This window comes from Enterobacter sp. MALB-1 (genome assembly GCF_041021625.1).
In the GTDB taxonomy this organism is placed as follows: Bacteria; Pseudomonadota; Gammaproteobacteria; order Enterobacterales; family Enterobacteriaceae; genus Enterobacter; species Enterobacter oligotrophicus.
In genome coordinates this window covers 2628843-2646592 of sequence record NZ_JBDPJL010000001.1, presented here as the reverse complement: position 1 = coordinate 2646592, position 17750 = coordinate 2628843, and the positions used below count along the sequence as shown (strand labels likewise).

The 17750-nt window shown below is 53.0% G+C and carries 23 protein-coding genes; 8 read left to right on the top strand and 15 right to left on the bottom strand.

The features are described from left to right. Positions 1 to 28 precede the first annotated feature (28 nt). Complete coding sequence (locus ABGB15_RS12680) at positions 29 to 520, top strand: transposase (RefSeq protein WP_215722955.1); 492 nt, start codon at positions 29 to 31, stop codon at positions 518 to 520. An 89-nt stretch (positions 521 to 609) separates the two neighbouring features. Here ABGB15_RS12680 and ABGB15_RS12675 read toward each other — a convergent pair whose 3' ends face one another. From ABGB15_RS12675 to rluE, 8 genes are all read right to left on the bottom strand, one after another. After that, positions 610 to 1731, bottom strand: coding sequence for a cupin domain-containing protein (locus ABGB15_RS12675; RefSeq protein ID WP_152084242.1), 1122 nt, complete (start codon positions 1729 to 1731; stop codon positions 610 to 612). Positions 1732 to 1822: 91 nt separating this feature from the next. After that, positions 1823 to 3286, bottom strand: coding sequence for a two-component system sensor histidine kinase PhoQ (gene phoQ / locus ABGB15_RS12670; protein ID WP_369064189.1), 1464 nt, complete (start codon positions 3284 to 3286; stop codon positions 1823 to 1825). After that, positions 3287 to 3958, bottom strand: coding sequence for a two-component system response regulator PhoP (gene phoP, locus ABGB15_RS12665; protein WP_152084494.1), 672 nt, complete (start codon positions 3956 to 3958; stop codon positions 3287 to 3289). Between the two features lie 122 nt (positions 3959 to 4080). Then, a complete protein-coding gene (purB, locus tag ABGB15_RS12660) occupies positions 4081 to 5451 on the bottom strand; it encodes an adenylosuccinate lyase (RefSeq protein WP_215722897.1) in 1371 nt (456 codons plus the stop codon). A gap of 19 nt (positions 5452 to 5470) precedes the next feature. Beyond that, entirely contained in the window at positions 5471 to 6100 is a 630-nt protein-coding gene (gene hflD / locus ABGB15_RS12655; RefSeq protein WP_112009388.1) for a high frequency lysogenization protein HflD, read from the bottom strand. Positions 6101 to 6127: 27 nt separating this feature from the next. Continuing rightward, entirely contained in the window at positions 6128 to 7240 is a 1113-nt protein-coding gene (gene mnmA / locus ABGB15_RS12650) for a tRNA 2-thiouridine(34) synthase MnmA (protein WP_215722896.1), read from the bottom strand. 40 nt (positions 7241 to 7280) lie between these two features. Next, positions 7281 to 7754 (bottom strand): NUDIX hydrolase, encoded by a 474-nt coding sequence (locus ABGB15_RS12645; protein WP_215722895.1) that lies wholly within the window; start codon positions 7752 to 7754, stop codon positions 7281 to 7283. A 9-nt stretch (positions 7755 to 7763) separates the two neighbouring features. Then, positions 7764 to 8417, bottom strand: coding sequence for a 23S rRNA pseudouridine(2457) synthase RluE (rluE, locus tag ABGB15_RS12640; protein WP_215722894.1), 654 nt, complete (start codon positions 8415 to 8417; stop codon positions 7764 to 7766). Positions 8418 to 8534: 117 nt separating this feature from the next. On the opposite strand from rluE, the gene icd reads away from it, so the two are divergent. Continuing rightward, entirely contained in the window at positions 8535 to 9785 is a 1251-nt protein-coding gene (icd, locus tag ABGB15_RS12635) for an NADP-dependent isocitrate dehydrogenase (RefSeq protein ID WP_152084247.1), read from the top strand. Between the two features lie 89 nt (positions 9786 to 9874). Here the strand turns inward: icd and ABGB15_RS12630 are convergent, their stop codons facing one another. Beyond that, positions 9875 to 11374 carry a cyclic diguanylate phosphodiesterase gene (locus ABGB15_RS12630; RefSeq protein ID WP_215722893.1) on the bottom strand — a complete coding sequence of 500 codons (1500 nt, stop codon included), beginning with the start codon at positions 11372 to 11374 and terminating at the stop codon, positions 9875 to 9877. A gap of 371 nt (positions 11375 to 11745) precedes the next feature. Between ABGB15_RS12630 and ABGB15_RS12625 the strand changes: the two genes are divergently transcribed. Further along, a complete protein-coding gene (locus ABGB15_RS12625; RefSeq protein WP_028012758.1) occupies positions 11746 to 11994 on the top strand; it encodes a GlsB/YeaQ/YmgE family stress response membrane protein in 249 nt (82 codons plus the stop codon). A 54-nt stretch (positions 11995 to 12048) separates the two neighbouring features. Here ABGB15_RS12625 and yoaJ read toward each other — a convergent pair whose 3' ends face one another. Further along, positions 12049 to 12123 (bottom strand): protein YoaJ, encoded by a 75-nt coding sequence (yoaJ, locus tag ABGB15_RS12620; RefSeq protein ID WP_071785224.1) that lies wholly within the window; start codon positions 12121 to 12123, stop codon positions 12049 to 12051. Continuing rightward, a complete protein-coding gene (locus ABGB15_RS12615; protein ID WP_152084249.1) occupies positions 12124 to 12222 on the bottom strand; it encodes a YoaK family small membrane protein in 99 nt (32 codons plus the stop codon). 310 nt (positions 12223 to 12532) lie between these two features. Between ABGB15_RS12615 and ABGB15_RS12610 the strand changes: the two genes are divergently transcribed. Together ABGB15_RS12610 and ABGB15_RS12605 are read left to right on the top strand one after the other, a co-directional pair. Beyond that, complete coding sequence (locus tag ABGB15_RS12610) at positions 12533 to 12784, top strand: DUF333 domain-containing protein (protein ID WP_152084250.1); 252 nt, start codon at positions 12533 to 12535, stop codon at positions 12782 to 12784. 80 nt (positions 12785 to 12864) lie between these two features. Next, positions 12865 to 13170, top strand: coding sequence for a hypothetical protein (locus ABGB15_RS12605; protein ID WP_152084251.1), 306 nt, complete (start codon positions 12865 to 12867; stop codon positions 13168 to 13170). On the opposite strand, the gene ABGB15_RS12600 is transcribed toward ABGB15_RS12605, so the two are convergent. Further along, the gene (locus ABGB15_RS12600; RefSeq protein WP_152084252.1) at positions 13171 to 13515 is read right to left on the bottom strand and encodes a DUF488 domain-containing protein; all 345 of its coding nucleotides are present in this window, start codon (positions 13513 to 13515) and stop codon (positions 13171 to 13173) included. A gap of 134 nt (positions 13516 to 13649) precedes the next feature. On the opposite strand from ABGB15_RS12600, the gene ABGB15_RS12595 reads away from it, so the two are divergent. Continuing rightward, positions 13650 to 14357, top strand: a complete 708-nt coding sequence (locus ABGB15_RS12595; RefSeq protein ID WP_215722892.1) for a CTP synthase — start codon at positions 13650 to 13652, stop codon at positions 14355 to 14357. 32 nt (positions 14358 to 14389) lie between these two features. Here the strand turns inward: ABGB15_RS12595 and ABGB15_RS12590 are convergent, their stop codons facing one another. Then, positions 14390 to 15577 carry a CynX/NimT family MFS transporter gene (locus ABGB15_RS12590; protein WP_215722891.1) on the bottom strand — a complete coding sequence of 396 codons (1188 nt, stop codon included), beginning with the start codon at positions 15575 to 15577 and terminating at the stop codon, positions 14390 to 14392. Between the two features lie 99 nt (positions 15578 to 15676). Between ABGB15_RS12590 and ABGB15_RS12585 the strand changes: the two genes are divergently transcribed. Next, a complete protein-coding gene (locus ABGB15_RS12585; RefSeq protein WP_215722890.1) occupies positions 15677 to 16468 on the top strand; it encodes a helix-turn-helix transcriptional regulator in 792 nt (263 codons plus the stop codon). Here the strand turns inward: ABGB15_RS12585 and ABGB15_RS12580 are convergent. After that, positions 16452 to 16898, bottom strand: coding sequence for a DUF441 domain-containing protein (locus ABGB15_RS12580; protein WP_014069842.1), 447 nt, complete (start codon positions 16896 to 16898; stop codon positions 16452 to 16454). The genes ABGB15_RS12585 and ABGB15_RS12580 overlap by 17 nt on opposite strands. Before the next feature lie 149 nt (positions 16899 to 17047). On the opposite strand from ABGB15_RS12580, the gene yoaI reads away from it, so the two are divergent. After that, the gene (gene yoaI, locus ABGB15_RS12575; protein WP_225903495.1) at positions 17048 to 17152 is read left to right on the top strand and encodes a small membrane protein YoaI; all 105 of its coding nucleotides are present in this window, start codon (positions 17048 to 17050) and stop codon (positions 17150 to 17152) included. Between the two features lie 21 nt (positions 17153 to 17173). On the opposite strand, the gene ABGB15_RS12570 is transcribed toward yoaI, so the two are convergent. Then, entirely contained in the window at positions 17174 to 17674 is a 501-nt protein-coding gene (locus ABGB15_RS12570; protein ID WP_215722889.1) for a YbaK/prolyl-tRNA synthetase associated domain-containing protein, read from the bottom strand. Positions 17675 to 17750 lie beyond the last annotated feature (76 nt).

Sequence of the window (17750 nt, the reverse complement as noted above, 5' to 3'; positions counted from 1 at the left end):
CCACCCGGCATTCAGGCAAGGAGTGCCAATGTCAAATTACCGTCGCCATTACGTCCCCGGAGGGACCTGGTTCTTCACCGTCAACCTGCAAAATCGTCAGAGCGATTTGCTTACCCGCCATATCGACAGCTTGCGTGCTGCCACCGCAACCGTAAAACGCTCAAAGCCCTTCATCATTAATGCCTGGGTTATTTTACCCGAACATATGCACTGTATCTGGACGTTACCGGAAGGCGACAGTGACTTCTCCGCCCGCTGGCGGGATATCAAAAAAACGTTCAGCCGCAATATTGAGATGCGCCATGTCTGGCAGCCGCGTTTCTGGGAGCACACTATTCGTCATGAAGAGGATTACCGGCGGCACATGGATTACATCTACATTAATCCGGTAAAGCACGGCTATGTCAGCCAGGTCATCGACTGGCCGTTTTCAACGTTTCATCGGGACGTGCGTGAAGGGTTGTATCCGGCGGATTGGGCGGGGGAGATCGAGGATTTTGTGGCGGGGGAGCGGAAGTAAAAAGCCGGGTGGCGGCTACGCCTTACCCGGCCTACATTCGTGGGTTTTGTAGGCCCGGTAAGCGAAGCGCCACCGGGCATTAAAGCGACTCAGTCCTCAAAGAACCAATACCCGCTGTTCACCAGCGCGGCAAGCATAGCGAGGAAGGACGGATCTTCCAGCGCGTCACCAAAGGTATCTGCCGTCAGCACCAGATGGCTGGCGATGGCTTCCAGAGCCGGGCGGTGTGGGGAATCCAGCTTCTCGCCGTTAACGAAAACATCTTCACCAATGCGCAGTACGCGTAACCCGCCGAGACGAGCCAGCTTGTCACCCTGCTGTAGTGCATCATAAATTTCGTCAGCCTGATAAGGTGGCTCCGGCGGCGCAACGTCCAGCTCGTGACGCGACTGGCTGATAAACTCGCCAAACCAGTGTCTGAAATGCTCAGGCTCGTTGATCAGCTCAAGCATCATGCCGCGCAGTTTATCCAGCTCCTCCGGCAGAATGTCGGCAGGATGTTCACGTGCAGGGACATCCGGGTCGCTGTAGCGGTAGCTTCCCAGTTCACGCTGCAGAACGTAATCAGCAAAACCGCTGATCATCTCGCGACCGCTGGGTGCGCGGAAACCGACTGAATAGTTCAGTGAATTTTCCAGCGAGTAACCTTCATGCGGGAATCCTGGCGGGATATAAAGAATATCTCCCGGTTCCAGCTCCTCATCAATGATCCCTTCAAACGGATCGACCTGGAGCAGATCAGGGTGTGGGCAGTGCTGTTTCATCGGCACTTTCTCGCCCACACGCCAGCGACGACGGCCGGTGCCCTGAATGATAAACACGTCGTATTGATCCAGATGTGGGCCAACGCCACCACCCGGCACGGAGAAGGAGATCATCAGATCGTCCATCCGCCAGTCGGGCAGGGCGCGGAACGGACGCATTAAGGCTGCGGTAGGCTCGTGCCAGTGGTTAACCGCCTGAACCAGTAAAGACCAGTTGTTTTCCCCCAGGTGATCGTAGCTTTCGAAAGGACCGTGGCTGACCTGCCACTTCCCGTCCTGGTGGCTCACCAGGCGGCTGTCCACTTCATTTTCCATCGCCAGACCGGCCAGCTCGTCAGGGGAGATAGGGTCGACAAAATTGCTGATCCCGCGTTTCAGAACGACCGGGCGTTTTTGCCAGTAGCGTTCAATAAAATCGGGCCAGTTAAGCGTTAAGTGATAATCCATATTTTTTTATTCCGCAGGCTCTTACTGAGACGGATTATAACGGAAGCTCAGGAGCCTGGGGGCGAGAACCTCGCATTTTTCGCATAACGGCTTAACTATCGCTCGATGTGGGCTGCTGACGGCCAAAAATAACTTCCATTCTGGCTCCGCCGAGTAAACTCTCGCCGGTTTCAATTTTGCCATCGTACTGATCAACAATCTCACGTGCCACGGATAATCCCACGCCCTGGCCCGGACGTAGCGTATCGGCGCGTTGGCCCCGGTCGAAAACAAGGTCGCGTTTATTGCGCGGAATGCCGGGGCCATCATCCTCAACGATAATATGCAGTTCGTTATCCGTCTGGCGCGCTGACACTTCCACAAATTCCAGACAATATTTACAGGCGTTGTCGAGCAGATTGCCCATCACTTCCATAAAGTCATTTTTCTCACCGACAAAGCTGATTTCCGGTGAGATATCAAGACTGATATTCACGCCTTTGCGCTGGTAAACCTTATTCAGCGCGGAGGTCAGGTTATCCAGTAACGGTGCAACCGGGTGCAATTCCCGGCTTAATAACGCGCTACCGGAACGCATACTGGCACGGTGCAGGTAGTAGCCGATTTGCTGCGAAATACGGCTGATTTGTTCCAGCATAACCGGCTCGGCATCGTCGACGCTCAGTTTTGAGCTGCGCATTGAACGCAGCGTACTTTGCATTACCGCCAGCGGCGTCTTCAGGCTGTGTGTAAGATCGGTGAGCGTGGTGCGGTACTTGTCGTAACGTTCACGCTCGCTTTTCAGTAGACGGTTAAGATTTCGCACCAGGCTGGTCAGCTCGCGCGTGGTTTCCGGGTTGAGCTTCTCACGATGGTGCTCTTCCAGTTCGCGCACCTCTTTGGCAAGCGATTCGATCGGACGCAGGCTCCACCAGGCTGCAACCCACAGCAGCGGAATAACCAGCAACAGGTTAGCGGCCAGAACGTACACGAACCAGCTCCAGACCATATAGGAGCGTTTAAGCTCAACCGGAATTGTGTCGATCACCACAATAGTCAACTGCGGCATAGTCATCGTGGCAGGATAGAGATTAATGGCGACGGAGTGGGTCATTTCCGTGTCATCATCTTCCTCGCGGATCTCATTCAGCTTTTGCTGGAGAGAACGATCGTCACGCAGTAATGCACTGGTTGAGTTGAGATCGGCCTCTATCTCATGGAAACCATTGGTTTTGAGCCATTCCGGGCGGATGCGTTTTACCAGCCACGGCACGTCACGCTGCGCCCACAGCAACTGACCTTTCTCGTTGTAAATCAGCGCCAGAGTTGGGCTTTGCTGGTTCAGGTTTTCCGGCATTTCCACGCTGATGCGATTATCTTCCCACTTCGCCAGGGTATAAAACAGGTTACTTTCGCCGCGTAACAGGCGGAAGGTGGTTTTATCAAAGCTCACGCTATACCCGACCAGTGCTACCATCCCGTAGGAGAGCGACAGCACCAGCACCACGGCAGCGGTTGCCTGCAGGAAGCGGACCCGTAACGAGAGCGGCAGAATGTGGCGCAAAATCCGTTTCATCTAGCGTAATTCAAACAGGTAGCCCTGGCCACGCACGGTCGTGATCACGTCCTGCGGATACTGCGCCTGGATTTTTTTGCGCAGGCGTCCCATCAACACATCAATGGTGTGACTTTCGCGCAGCTCAGCATCCGGATAAAGCTGGAGCATAAGGGAATCTTTACTCACGACTTTACCGCTGTTGCGGATCAGCGTTTCCATAATGGTATATTCGAACGCGGTCAGCTTGATCACTTCATCGTTAATGGAAAATTCACGACGCGAGAGATCTACCTGGAAAGGCGGAATGGAGATGACCTGTGAGGCCAGCCCGCTGTTACGGCGCAATAGCGCCTGCATACGGGCGGCGACCTCTTCAATATGAAACGGCTTGGTGACATAGTCATCTGCACCTGCGCTCAGCACTTCAACTTTGTCCTGCCAGCCTTCGCGGGCGGTGAGGACCAGAACGGGCAGGGAAACGTCATGACTGCGCCAGCGACGGATCAGCGACAACCCGTCTTCATCCGGCAATCCTAAATCGACGATGGCGATATCCGGTAAGTGTTCATTGAGATAATAATCGGCTTCTTTTGCATCTTCGGCATCGTCCACCTGATGTCCCATCTCCTGAAGCTGCACCTTCAGGTGATGGCGTAGCAATGCGTTATCCTCAACAACCAATACGCGCATCATCTCTTCTCCCTAAATAAATGGTATGAATAGTTTAACGCTGATTATGTTGTTGTGGGTATAAACATTGAGTAAACTAGGGGAAAGCAACCCCTTTCCGGGCGGAAAGGGGGAGAGGGCGATTACTTTAGCTCGTCAACCATAGTGATGGCGCGGCCAATATAGTTTGCCGGGGTCATCGCTTTCAGGCGCGTTTTCTCTTCTTCTGGCAGTTCCAGACCGTCGATAAACTGTTTCATACCTTCGGCGTCAACGCGTTTGCCGCGGGTCAGCTCTTTCAGTTTTTCGTACGGTTTTTCGATGCCGTAGCGACGCATTACGGTCTGGATCGGCTCTGCCAGCACTTCCCAGTTGTGATCCAGCTCGTCCAGCAGACGGTCACGGTTCACTTCCAGCTTGCTCACGCCTTTCAGGGTGGACTGATACGCGATCAGCGCGTAGCCAATGCCCACGCCCAGGTTACGCAGAACGGTGGAGTCGGTCAGGTCACGCTGCCAGCGGGAAACCGGCAGTTTGCTCGCCATATGCTGCAGTACGGCGTTTGCCAGGCCCAGGTTGCCTTCGGAGTTTTCGAAGTCGATCGGGTTCACTTTATGCGGCATGGTGGAAGAACCGATTTCACCGGCGATGGTTTTCTGCTTGAAGTGGTTCAGGGCGATATAGCCCCACACGTCACGGTCGAAGTCGATCAGAATGGTGTTGAAGCGCGCGATGCAGTCAAACAGCTCGGCAATATAGTCGTGCGGCTCAATCTGGGTGGTGTACGGGTTCCACTGAATGCCCAGCGAGGTCACAAACTCTTCGCTGAACTGGTGCCAGTCCACTTCCGGGTAAGCGGCGATGTGGGCGTTGTAGTTACCGACTGCACCATTGATTTTACCGAGGATCTCAACCTGCTCCAGTTGACGATACTGACGCTCCATGCGGTACGCCACGTTCGCCATCTCTTTACCCATCGTGGATGGCGTAGCAGGTTGGCCGTGAGTACGGGAAAGCAGCGGAATGTCGCGGTATTCCACAGACAGGGCTTTAACCGCATCGATAATTTTACGCCAGTAAGGCAGCACCACTTCTTTACGCGCGGTGGAGAGCATCAGCGCGTGAGACAGGTTGTTAATGTCTTCAGAGGTACAGGCGAAGTGAATAAATTCAGAGACCGCGTGCAGGGCAGGGACGCTTTCGACTTTCTCTTTCAGGAAATACTCAACCGCTTTCACGTCGTGGTTAGTGGTGCGTTCGATGGTCTTAATGCGCGCTGCATCGTCTTCGCTAAACTCAGCAACGATTTTATCAAGGTAATCGTTTGCCTTTTCGTCAAAAGCAGGAACTTCCTTGATTGCTGCCTGGGCGGCCAGCTTTTGCAGCCAGCGTACTTCAACCTGAACACGGAACTTCAGCAGGCCATATTCGCTGAAGATCCCGCGCAGCGCGCTGACTTTATCGCCGTAGCGTCCGTCGACAGGGGATACGGCGGTCAGTGAGGATAATTCCATAATTCGCAACTCCGGGAGGTTAACAATGAGCAAGAATTTGTTTTGCCTGAGTCGTCAGGCGATTACGAGAAAACATTAACTGCAGGCGGCCACCGCCAACCTGGTGCCACAGCACGGCGGCGCGAATGCCTGCCAGCAGCGAGGCGCGAACCTTCGCCTGAACCTGTGGACTTTGCAGCACGGCAGGGGAGCCGGTGACCTGGATACGCGGACCCAGCGGGCTTATCACGTCGACATAAATACCGGCCATCGCACTCAGCAGCGTTTCGGACTGCAGGTCAAAATGGTCAAGCTGACGCTGAAGGCCGGCGATGCGATCGCCAAGCGTATCCAGCGCACCTTTCGCTGCGCTCAGCTTACGCTCCAGCACCATCAGGCTTAACGTGTAGCGGGTCAGTTCTGCGTTTAATCCCTGACGGTTGCTGGCGTTGAGCACGCCGAGCAACGTTTCAAGACCGAGACGAAGATTGGTTTCACTGCCACCGAACACACCCAGCGTGGAGCCGGGGTTAAGATCGATAACGCTGTTGAGTGAAACGTGCAGGGCGTCAGCGTCGCAATGACCCTGATGCGCCAGCTGTTGCACCAGACGGGCAGACTGGCAAATTCCCGCCAGCGCCAGGGTGATGTCGTAATAGTTCTTCGCCACACGCTCTCCTTTATGTGTGCAATCGTGTTAAACAGCAGGCAGCGGCAGGCGCTGTTCAATGATCCCACCGCCCAGGCAAATTTCGCCGCTGTAGAAGACGGCAGACTGACCAGGGGTAACGGCGGAAACCGGTTCGTCGAAACGGACTTCAATACGATCGTCGTCCAGCGCGGTAACGGTGCATGGAATATCGGTCTGACGGTAGCGCGTTTTCACCGTGCAGCGCAGTGTGCCTTTAAGCGGCTCGCGATCAACCCAGTGCAATTGCTGCGCAATCAGGCCAACGGACATCAGACGCGGATGGTCATGGCCCTGGGCCACAATCAGAATATTGTTTTCGACATCTTTGTCGACCACATACCACGGATCTTCGCTACCGTCTTTGGTACCGCCGATGCCCAGCCCTTTACGCTGGCCGAGCGTGTGATACATCAGCCCCTGATGCTGACCAATTTCATCGCCATCAACGGTGATAATTTTGCCCGGCTGTGCTGGCAGGTAACGTCCCAGGAAGTCGCGGAATTTACGCTCGCCGATAAAGCAGATACCGGTGGAGTCTTTTTTCTTCGCGGTGATCAGGTCCAGCGCTTCGGCGATTTTACGCACTTCCGGCTTTTCCAGTTCGCCGACCGGGAACAGGCTTTGGGCAATCTGTTCGTGGCTCAGCGTATAGAGGAAATAGCTCTGATCTTTATTGCCGTCCAGACCGCGCAGCAGTTGGCTTTTGCCATTCACGTCTGCGCGACGCACGTAGTGACCGGTCGCAATGTAGTCTGCGCCCAGATCTTCTGCGGCGAATTCCAGGAAGGCTTTAAATTTGATCTCTTTGTTGCACAGAATGTCCGGGTTCGGGGTACGGCCCGCTTTGTACTCTTCAAGGAAGAGTTCGAAGACGTTGTCCCAGTATTCTGCGGCAAAGTTAACGGTGTGCAGTTCAATGCCGAGCTTGTCGCACACGGCCTGCGCATCGGCGAGATCCGCAGCGGCAGTGCAGTATTCCTCGCCATCGTCTTCCTCCCAGTTCTTCATGAACAGGCCCTCCACCTTATAGCCCTGTTGCTGTAACAGGTAGGCGGAAACGGAGGAATCGACACCGCCGGACATGCCGACGATCACTTTTTTCTGGCTGTTATCTGACATGGAATACTCACGACATTGAACTTCAAGGCGGCGTATTCTATCACGCCCCCCCACCATTGACACCCTCTGTAAACGGCCAGTTAAATTCTCCGATGACATCCAGCGGCAAGCGTGCGCCTGACTGCCAGCAGCGGATACTTTCGGCAACCAGCGGTGAACGCAGGTTTGATGCGCTCAGGATCTCGTCTGCGGTCACCCACAGGCAGCGATCGATATCGTCATCGTGCGGTTCAGTGGCGCACGTTTCGCTAAGCTCAATGGCGAATAAAAAGCGCAGGAAAGGCGTATGGTCAGGCGCGATCCACTGATGCATGCGAATAAAATACTGAGGTTCGGCGCGGATACCGGTCTCTTCCCACAGCTCGCGCCTGGCGGCCTGCAATAGCGTTTCGTTCGCTTCGAGATGTCCGGCAGGCTGGTTCCACAGTGCTTTACCGTTGATGCTCTCTTCCACGACCAAAAATTTCCCCTGCGCGTGAACGACGCAGGCAACGGTGACATGCGGTTTGAACATAGTGTCTCCTTAAGGGGCAACGTCGCGCCACTCACCGTTTGCCAGTGTTTCCAGCGTGTAATTGCCCATGGCGTAGCGAATCAGGCGCAGGGTAGGGAAACCGACATGCGCAGTCATCCGGCGCACCTGACGGTTGCGGCCTTCATATAGGGTAATTTTGAGCCAGCTTGTCGGAATGGATTTGCGCTCGCGAATGGGGGGATTACGCGGCCACAGCCATTCAGGCTCGCTAACCCGCTCAATGCCTGCAGGCAAGGTCGTGCCATCGTTCAACGTGACGCCGTTGCGTAATGTCGCCAGCGCTGCTTCATCCGGCTCACCTTCAACCTGGACGAAGTAAATTTTACCGGTGCGTTTGCCCGGCTGAGTGAGTTTCGCCTGTAGCGCGCCATCATTGGTTAACACCAGAAGGCCTTCGCTGTCCCGGTCCAGCCGCCCGGCGGCATAGACGCCCTGAACGGGAATGTAATCCTTCAGCGTGCTGCGCCCGGCCTCGTCGGTAAACTGCGGCAATACATCGTAGGGTTTATTGAACAATATGACCCGCTTTGGCTGGGTTTCTTGCGGTTTTCTGGCGGCTTGTCGCGAGCTGAATCGCTCAACCCGGTGATTTCTAAAAGAAGTTTTCTTCATGGTATTTTCAGACTTTATCAATTGCCGCATTATAGCCCAATAACGAAGACCTTTCATGGTGCCGGACAATCAGGTACTATCGGGAGGCTCATTACAATTTATTAACATAAGATCAGTAACAACCAGAAGCGCTCGAAGGAGAGGTTAATGGAAAGCAAAGTAGTTGTTCCGGCGGAAGGTAAAAAGATCACCCTGCAAAACGGCAAGATTAACGTTCCTCACAACCCGATTATTCCGTTCATCGAAGGCGACGGTATCGGTGTAGACGTTACCCCGGCAATGCTGAAAGTGGTTGATGCCGCTGTTGAGAAAGCCTACAAAGGCGAGCGTAAAATTTCCTGGATGGAAATTTACACCGGTGAAAAATCTACGCAAGTTTATGGCCAGGACGTCTGGCTGCCAGCTGAAACGCTGGACCTGATCCGCGACTACCGCGTTGCTATTAAAGGCCCACTGACGACGCCAGTTGGCGGCGGTATCCGTTCCCTGAACGTGGCACTGCGTCAGGAGCTGGACCTGTACGTGTGTCTGCGTCCGGTTCGTTACTACCAGGGCACCCCAAGCCCGGTTAAGCACCCTGAACTGACTGACATGGTTATCTTCCGCGAAAACTCAGAAGACATCTATGCAGGTATCGAATGGAAAGCGGACTCTGCTGACGCAGAAAAAGTGATTAAATTCCTTCGCGAAGAGATGGGCGTGAAGAAAATTCGCTTCCCGGAACATTGCGGTATCGGCATTAAGCCATGCTCCGAAGAAGGCACCAAGCGTCTGGTGCGTGCGGCCATCGAGTACGCGATCACCAACGACCGTGACTCTGTGACGCTGGTTCATAAAGGCAACATCATGAAGTTCACCGAAGGCGCGTTCAAGGACTGGGGCTACCAGCTGGCGGCGGAAGAGTTCGGTGGTGAGCTGATCGACGGTGGCCCATGGCAGAAGATTAAGAACCCGAACACCGGTAAAGAGATCATCATTAAAGATGTGATCGCCGATGCGTTCCTGCAGCAGATCCTGCTGCGTCCTGCTGAATACGACGTCATTGCCTGTATGAACCTGAACGGTGACTACATTTCTGATGCCCTGGCAGCACAGGTTGGTGGTATTGGTATCGCCCCTGGTGCGAACATCGGTGATGAGTGCGCGCTGTTCGAAGCGACCCACGGTACTGCACCGAAATACGCAGGTCAGGACAAAGTGAACCCTGGCTCTATCATCCTCTCCGCAGAGATGATGCTCCGTCATATGGAATGGTTCGAAGCCGCAGACCTGATCGTGAAAGGGATGGAAGGCGCGATCAACAACAAGACCGTGACCTATGACTTTGAACGTCTGATGGAAGGCGCTAAGCTGCTGAAATGCTCAGAGTTTGGCGACGCGATTATCGCGAACATGTAATCCAGATTACGGGTTAAGTGACAACGGGAGCCAGAAGGCTCCCGTTTTTTATGAGATGAACCGGGGAAACGTGATGATACTAACGGGAGTCAATGCACTAAACCCGCAAGCATTTTAGCGAGGTCGCTGCGGCTCAGTGATTTTGAGAAATACCAACCCTGAATCAGGGCGTCAGGATACCTTTCGGCGATAAAGTTATACTGCGTTTCATTCTCGACACCCTCAAAAACAAGCGTTTTGTTCATCTTCGCCAGGGCATCACAAAAGATGACAAAGATATCCTGTTTATAGTGCTCGCTGATGCCATCAACCAGAGATTTGTCTATTTTAATTTCATCGTATTCGAGGTTGGTTAGCCTCGCCAGGTTTGAATTTTGTACACCAAAATCATCTATCGACACCTTAACGCCAATGAGCGTTAACTCCTGACAAAACTCTTCGAGGATACCTGCGCTGGCGACAGCGTTTTCAGATAATTCAATTTTTATCAGTGACAGAGGAATATTGTTCAGTAAACATTCCCGGCGTAAAAGATTGATAAATTGCCCGTCCTCAATCTCTGTTCTGCCAACATTTAACGACACCATCAATTGATGCTTAATTGTCAGCGGGGCTATTTCAGCAAGGGATTTTTTAATGACGTTAACGTAATACGTTTTATAGAGCCCAATTTTCTTAATGAGAGGGATGAAAAGTTCAGGGGAGACATTCATATGGTTCGCATCACGCCATCTCGACAGGACTTCAACACCGACAATTTTTTTATCAGCAATGCGAATAACGGGCTGATAATTTATGCCGATCGTATTGCTTTTGACCGCCCTGACCAACGTTCGCTCCAGCGAAAAACGGTCTTCGTAGAGTCTGATGGAAAAAAGCGCGAGCGCTGTTCCGATGAGAGCCAGAATGGCTGACAGCACAATAAAGACCACAGAGGATAAGGATGCGAGACCCGCGCCATAGTGTTTCACTATAACGCATAAATCCCATCTTGAGCTGCACTGCGTGATAGTTAACGTAAATAAGGTTGAATGCCGCCAGTTGTGTTTATCCGGAGCAGGGGAGACAGAAAAAAACGTTCTGCCATGATCTTTCGTTGTTGAACTGAGTGAGTAGTTTTCCGTGACTGGTGTAAATTTGTCATATGCATAGCGGGACGTGAAGATTATGACATTATTATATATAGCCGCATTGCCGGTGAAAAAACCGTATGGGGGGAACTGCGCTAAAATAAATCCCTGTGGCGTTTTATGTAATTCAGAAGGAAGGGCGACGGGTGTTGCCAGTTTGCCCCAAAAGGCCGTACAGGCTATTTTCCCGTTTTCAATGAAGCCGATGTCATCAAAATAGAGATTGTCGCGCTTTAACGTTCTGTAGTGATTCAGGCTGGTGTTACTACATCCCTGAGCAGTCATCTCTTTGAGGGCTGTCGCCAAACTGAGCGATAAGTTTTCTGAATAATGCAAAAGTGTGGTGGATATCTCGAGCTGCTTATTCTTTTGTTGCTCAATAATGATGGCATTAACCGCATAAAGAGAAAGGATAACAAGGAAGGATGAAATAACTGCAACAGCAACATTCTTTTTCATTTCCTGGTTCCTGTCTGCTCCTTGAACCTCACGGATCTTACCACAGGCTGTTGAAGGTACAACCCTGACCATAATGGGGGAGTAACCTCCAAAAAAAAGCCCACTAAAAAGTGGGCAAGAAATACTGGAAGCAATGTGAGCAATGTCGTACTGAATACCTGAGTATTTTGCTCAACTATTCAGTATTGAGAAAGATAATCTTTCTCAATAAAAGATGCAACCCTACATTTATTGTGGAACGTGATTTTTTTTGTTTTAAAAGTGAGCAAGTCAGTGACGTGATCTTCATCACGAATTTCCTTTCTGTGATCCTGTGCTATCCTTTTCTGTGTCGTTGATTTAATGACAAAAACCATACGGAGAGGAAAGCTATGGGAATTTTATCCTGGATTATCTTTGGGCTGATTGCGGGGATTCTGGCGAAGTGGATTATGCCAGGTAAAGACGGTGGCGGATTTATCGTAACCATCATTCTGGGGATTGTCGGTGCCGTTGTCGGCGGTTGGATCAGTACCTTGTTCGGATTTGGCAAAGTCGATGGCTTCAACTTTGGCAGCTTTGCTGTCGCAGTGATCGGTGCCCTGGTCGTTCTGTTTATCTACAGAAAAATCAAAAGCTAAACCTGATATGCATTGAAAAAGGCTGCCTGAAGGCAGCCTTTTTACATTGGGGTATTACCACCAGCCCAGCTGTGTACCGGCAACAGCCACGATAGCCACTATCAACATAATGAGGGTTGTTTTTCTCATTTATGCCCCTGGCGCGGCGTAACCGCCAATGAAAAACCATGCCAAAAAAACCAGTGCCGTTATAAAAATAACGACCGGGAAGAGGATTCCTGTTCTCATGCCATCACCTGTTTCGGTTTACGTAATGTCGTAAAGTGTACGGGGTTAATCCGCCGTGAGAAAGCGTGTTTTGATTTTTCCTTTTTTGCCCGCTATATAGCGCTGCCTGCAGGGGGCTGGCAGAGAAGCAAAAAAAGCCCCGTTGTTGAGACGGGGCAAAAACATCTTGATTACGGAATGATGTTCTCTGGTCAAATCGAGAACAAGCACACTATAGTGTTGAAAAGTGCAGGATTAATGGAGAAAACATGGAGAAAGCACTGATGAGCCGTTACCCTAAGGGTTACAGGATTTTTAAAGGAGCAACGCAATGAGATATCTGTTACTCGTGCTGGCACTACCGCTTGCCGCATGCACAACAACGAAAACACCACCCGATGCGCCAGCGCCCCCACAGCTCGGTATGGCAAACCCTGCATCGGTCTATTGCCTTGAGAAAGGGGGAGAGCAAATCCCCATTCAAAGCCCGCAGGGTGTTCGCACTGAGTGCAAATTGCCCGGTGGTGAAGTGATTGATGAATGGGATCTCTATCGCCGCGATCATCCACAACCTGCCAGGTGACAGCGATACAGAGACTGCGATACACTTCTCTTTAGGATTATTCTTAGCCAGTTTCTGGCGTTACTTACCGCGAGAGAAGTATGTTTCAGTTAAAACCGGGCAGCCTGGCAATGATCATTGGTGCCCGCACGACGGCAGGCCGTCGTAACATCGGTAAATCTGTAGAGTTGTTTGGTCTTTGCCAGCCTGGCCTGCGTTTTGTTAACCCGGTGAATGGCGTAATGACTCAGTTGCCCGTCACGGCAGATCGTGCGCTGTGGCTGGTAACAGGGGACGTTTACGCGTTTGATAATCAGCATGGTTTTGCCTTTGTTCGCCCGGAACATTTGATGCCGATTTCACCGGACGAGGCGTCACAAACGCTCGACGAAATGATGCTGTCTTGATTACAAATGGCGCAACCAGTCAGCTAATACCCGCGCGTGGTTCTGCTGCGTGTCTTTCGCGCCATAAAGTAGCGTTACGGTCTGCTTTTTAGCGCGTTCAGCAAGACGTCTCCCTTCCTCCTGCTGCTGCGCCAGCTCGTCCCGGTACGCCTTGCTGAAGGTCGTAAAATCGATCGTCTCGCTATGCAAGGCTTTGCGCAGTTCGCTGGACGGCGTCAGCACTTTGCACCACTCATCGAAGATGAGATCGGTTTTTTTCATCCCTCGCGGCCATAGCCTGTCCACCAGGACACGGTATCCGTCATCAGGACTTGCCTGTTCATATACGCGTTTGCATTGAATCATTTTCCCTCCTTAGCCTGGTTACTATAGCACTTCGTTTTTACCCACCCAATTTAAGGTATTGTGATAATTGCAGAAGATCGGTAGTCTGAGGTTCCTTATGTTGTCTGATAATATTCTGGCATAAGGAACCTTTCATGGAACTCTCCCCGGTTAAAACGACGCTGCGCATTGCGCTGGTGGGTGATTACAATCCCGATGTAGTTGCGCACAAGGCGATCCCGCTGGCCATTGACGACGCCGCTGCTGTACTGGATCTCACTGCTGATTATGACTGGCTTGCCACGACCGAGCTAACCAGTCCCGAAGATCTGGTGGGTTACGATGCCATCTGGCTGGTTCCTGCAAGCCCCTATAAAAACGCCGCGGCGGCCTTTATTGCCGCACGCTATGCCCGTGAAAACGGTATTCCTTTCCTGGGGACCTGCGGTGGATTCCAGCATGCGCTGATTGAGTACGCCCGCAATGTGCTGGGCTGGCATGATGCAGGGCATGCTGAAACCGACACTGAAGGCACCCTGGTTATTACACCACTGGCCTGCTCGCTGGTGGAAAAAACCGACGTCATTGAGTTGCGTAACAATACGCTGATCGCCAGAGCTTACGGCAAACCCGAAATTGAAGAGGGATATCACTGCAATTACGGCGTATCACCGGCGTTTGCGCAGGCGCTTGAAAGTGGCGATATGCGAGTGACGGGCTGGGACGAGCAGGGCGAGATTCGTGCCGCGGAGCTGGTTACCCATCCGTTCTTCGTTATTACTCTGTTCCAGCATGAACGTGCGGCGCTGGAAGGCAGGCCGGTTGTGCTGGTGCAGGCGATGCTGCGCGCGGCGCGCGAATAAAAAAGGGCAGACTTTAACGTCTGCCATCGTCTTTAACGGAGCGTGATCTCCCGGTCACGCCCGGCAAGCATCCCGCAAATGGCCATTACCACGGCGGCCAGCCCGCAGACGATGAGCGGAATACGCCAGTCGCCTGCGGTATCGTGTATTTTCCCCATTAACGGCGGCCCACAGGCGGCCAGCAGATAGCCAATTGATTGCGCCATTCCCGACAGAGCCGCAGCCTGATGCGCAGAGCTGGCGCGCAGGCCGATGAATGTCAGGCCGAGGATCATCGTGGCTCCGGAGCCAAAGCCAAACACCAGCGACCATATGACGGCCAGGCCAGGGGCAAACCACAACCCGGCGGTGCTGACGGCACACATCAGGGCAACGAGCCCGGCGATCCCGCGCTGATCTTTAAGCCGATGGAGGATCAACGGAACGGCCAGGCCGGGTACAGCGGTAGACAGCTGCAGAAGACCATGCATGGAGCCTGCCTGCGTTTCGCTGTAGCCCTGGCTGAGCAAAATTGCCGGTAGCCAGCCGATAATGATGTAGTAAATCAGCGAGTTAATGCCCAGAAAGAGGGTTACCTGCCAGGCGAGGGCGGAGCGCCAGATTGCGCGGTTGTGCAACGTTCCCGCGCCCGTCACCGTCGCGGCAGGCGTTTGACGCCATTGCGGCAGCCAGAGCAGCAGTGCCACTATCGGGAAGACCATCAACATGAGCAGCGCGCCGTGCCAGCCTGCGTCACCCTGAGCCAGCGGTACAATGAGCGCTGAACCTAATGCTGCCGCTGCTCCCATCGTCAGGGAGTAGGCTCCCGTGAGTTTAGCCACCTGGCCCGGAAAGTCTCGTTTGATTAAACCGGGTAACAGTACATTTCCCAGAGCGATACCGCAGCCAATGACCGCCGTACCGGTAAACAGCATCGCGGCGGACGGCATAGAGCGAATGCCAATCCCGGCGCAAATCAGCAGCAGGGAGACAAAAAGGCTTCGCTCTATACCCATGCGGCGAGCAACGCCTGCGGCAAGCGGGGAGATGAATGCAAAGGCCAGCAGCGGCAGTGTTGTCAGCATGCCAGTTTGCGCGGTGCTTAAGCCATAGTCATGGCGAATGGTGTCGAGGAGTGGGGCGGCACCGGTAAAGGTGACGCGAAGCGTTGTGGCAATCATCAGGATGCCTGCAATCAGCAGCGCGCCTTGTTTTCCTGAAGGTCGAATAGCAGTAGTCATTGTTATCTCTTACGTTCAAGCGAGCGCACACAATACCGATTTTCCTGGCGGTTGAAATCAGGCTAAAATGACAGTTTATCGCTAATATCGGACAAATTAATGATCGGTCTGGGACTGGATGGCTATGAACCCGATAGTCAACATGATGCGGCGGTGGCGTTTCGTATTCGCGTTGTCGCAGAGGAGCAATACATCCCCTTGCATCAGCACCGAAAAGGCCAGCTGATTCTGGCTCTGGCGGGCGCGATTACCTGCGAAGTGGAAAACGCCATGCTGATGGTTCCCCCGCAGTATGCGGTGTGGATACCCGGCCAGCTACCGCACAGCAATAAGGCCACGCCGAGCGCGCAACTCTGCTTTTTGTTTATTGAACCCGGTGCTGTCGCTCTGCCGGATCGGTGCTGTACGCTAAAAATCTCGCCGCTGGTACGGGAGTTGATTCTCTCGCTGGCGGGAAAATCGCCTGAGCAGTTGCACCAGCCCGCGGTATCGCGTCTGGTCGATGTCCTGTTTGATGAGCTGCCGCTTCAGCCCCAGGAACATTTACAGTTGCCGGTTTCTCCCCATCCCAAAATCCGTCTGATGAGCGAGAAAATGGCTGAGGAACCCGCCGCCTGGCAGACGCTGGCGCAATGGGCGAGCCACTTTGCCATGAGCGAGCGCAACCTGGCACGGCTGGTGGTAAAAGAGACGGGGTTAAATTTTCGTCGCTGGCGACATCAGCTGCAACTGATTGTGGCGCTGCAGCTATTGATTGGTGGCAAGTCAGTCCAGCAGGTAGCGCAAGCACTGGGGTATGATTCAACCACCGCGTTTATCACCATGTTCAAAAAGGGGCTAGGGCAAACCCCTGCTCGCTATGTCGCCAGTTTGTCTATGACTTCCCAATAAAGAGTGAAACCAGACCAGCAGCAATGAGCGGGCCAACCGGCACACCCCGGAAGAGGGCCACGCCCAGTACGGTTCCCACCAGCAATCCGGCGACCAGCGACGGCTGGGAACTCATTAATGTGACACCTCGCCCGCCGAGCCAGGAGACGAATATACCTACCGCGATAGCAACCAGCGATTTCCAGTTGACGAACGAGTGCAGCAGCGTTGAGGCAGGTAATGTGCCGCTGGCAATGGGGGCCATCACGCCGATTGTCAGAATGATAATCCCGACCGTCAGGCCCTGCTTTTCAATCCAGGGGAAAAAGGTGTTCAGCGGTGTCACGCGCACGATAATCAGGACCAGTATGGATACGGCAACGGTGGTGTTATGGCTGATAAAGCCCAGCGCCGCGAGTCCCATAAGTATTAAGAGGGTTGGATCAAACATGAGTCATCCTTGCCAGAAAAAAGTCAGCCTGCTTACTTTACGTGTAAAACCGGATGCTGGCAGCTGTTAAAAAAGGATCTTATCTCTGTCATGTCGTTGTCATTTGCGAGAGATAAAACAGCACCAGACACAGCAAAAGGGTATGCATGATGAACGATCAAATGTTTCTTGAAACGCTGATTATCTCTTCATCGTTTTTTACCATTGCCATTATTCTGGTCGCGTCGGTGCTGTTCCTGGAAAAAAACGGCTGACAAATTTGCCAGCCTTGCGGTTTAATTTTTCCGGAATGACACCAGCTCAGGGCGGGCAATACGCAGGTAATCCTGCGTGTCCATAATGACGGATTTTTCCAGCAGACCGGCGTTAAACGCGATTTCATCAAAACGTGCAAACAGCAGCGGATCGGCGACCAGCGTAAGATCGGGATGGAAGCTAAAAGGCGGAATAGCGCCAAACACGCAGGCGGTCAGGGAATCGACCTCCGCCGGGCTGGCAAGAGAGGCTTTGAGTCCGCCAAAATGGCTGGCAAGCTGGCTTAAATCGGCCTGCTGATCGGCGGCCAGGATCGCCAGAACGTGTTTTTTTACACCGTTTCCCTTCACTTTACAGACCAGCGCTTTTGCGCCCTGTCCCAGCGCTGTACCGCGAATTTCACTCACCGCTTCACATTTCCCAACCGGTTCGTGGTCCACAACGCGGTATTTCGCCCCCTGGTCAGACAACAGCGAAATTAACTGCCGGTGGGTGGCGGTGCCTTTTACCTCTTCAGACATGCGAGTATTACCTGTAGCAGATGATATCGGGCTTTTACAGTAGCACATTTCATTTCGACTGCGGGCCATTCACCCT

Excerpts from the sequence above, each read along its gene's own strand:
- ABGB15_RS12680 (WP_215722955.1), top strand. The coding sequence starts at position 29 with ATGTCAAATTACCGTCGCCATTACGTCCCCGGAGGGACCTGGTTCTTC.
- ABGB15_RS12675 (WP_152084242.1), bottom strand. The coding sequence starts at position 1,731 with ATGGATTATCACTTAACGCTTAACTGGCCCGATTTTATTGAACGCTAC.
- phoQ (WP_369064189.1), bottom strand. The coding sequence starts at position 3,286 with ATGAAACGGATTTTGCGCCACATTCTGCCGCTCTCGTTACGGGTCCGC.
- phoP (WP_152084494.1), bottom strand. The coding sequence starts at position 3,958 with ATGCGCGTATTGGTTGTTGAGGATAACGCATTGCTACGCCATCACCTG.
- purB (WP_215722897.1), bottom strand. The coding sequence starts at position 5,451 with ATGGAATTATCCTCACTGACCGCCGTATCCCCTGTCGACGGACGCTAC.
- mnmA (WP_215722896.1), bottom strand. The coding sequence starts at position 7,240 with ATGTCAGATAACAGCCAGAAAAAAGTGATCGTCGGCATGTCCGGCGGT.
- ABGB15_RS12645 (WP_215722895.1), bottom strand. The coding sequence starts at position 7,754 with ATGTTCAAACCGCATGTCACCGTTGCCTGCGTCGTTCACGCGCAGGGG.
- rluE (WP_215722894.1), bottom strand. The coding sequence starts at position 8,417 with ATGCGGCAATTGATAAAGTCTGAAAATACCATGAAGAAAACTTCTTTT.
- icd (WP_152084247.1), top strand. The coding sequence starts at position 8,535 with ATGGAAAGCAAAGTAGTTGTTCCGGCGGAAGGTAAAAAGATCACCCTG.
- ABGB15_RS12630 (WP_215722893.1), bottom strand. The coding sequence starts at position 11,374 with ATGAAAAAGAATGTTGCTGTTGCAGTTATTTCATCCTTCCTTGTTATC.
- ABGB15_RS12625 (WP_028012758.1), top strand. The coding sequence starts at position 11,746 with ATGGGAATTTTATCCTGGATTATCTTTGGGCTGATTGCGGGGATTCTG.
- ABGB15_RS12615 (WP_152084249.1), bottom strand. The coding sequence starts at position 12,222 with ATGAGAACAGGAATCCTCTTCCCGGTCGTTATTTTTATAACGGCACTG.
- ABGB15_RS12610 (WP_152084250.1), top strand. The coding sequence starts at position 12,533 with ATGAGATATCTGTTACTCGTGCTGGCACTACCGCTTGCCGCATGCACA.
- ABGB15_RS12605 (WP_152084251.1), top strand. The coding sequence starts at position 12,865 with ATGTTTCAGTTAAAACCGGGCAGCCTGGCAATGATCATTGGTGCCCGC.
- ABGB15_RS12600 (WP_152084252.1), bottom strand. The coding sequence starts at position 13,515 with ATGATTCAATGCAAACGCGTATATGAACAGGCAAGTCCTGATGACGGA.
- ABGB15_RS12595 (WP_215722892.1), top strand. The coding sequence starts at position 13,650 with ATGGAACTCTCCCCGGTTAAAACGACGCTGCGCATTGCGCTGGTGGGT.
- ABGB15_RS12590 (WP_215722891.1), bottom strand. The coding sequence starts at position 15,577 with ATGACTACTGCTATTCGACCTTCAGGAAAACAAGGCGCGCTGCTGATT.
- ABGB15_RS12585 (WP_215722890.1), top strand. The coding sequence starts at position 15,677 with ATGATCGGTCTGGGACTGGATGGCTATGAACCCGATAGTCAACATGAT.
- ABGB15_RS12580 (WP_014069842.1), bottom strand. The coding sequence starts at position 16,898 with ATGTTTGATCCAACCCTCTTAATACTTATGGGACTCGCGGCGCTGGGC.
- yoaI (WP_225903495.1), top strand. The coding sequence starts at position 17,048 with ATGAACGATCAAATGTTTCTTGAAACGCTGATTATCTCTTCATCGTTT.
- ABGB15_RS12570 (WP_215722889.1), bottom strand. The coding sequence starts at position 17,674 with ATGTCTGAAGAGGTAAAAGGCACCGCCACCCACCGGCAGTTAATTTCG.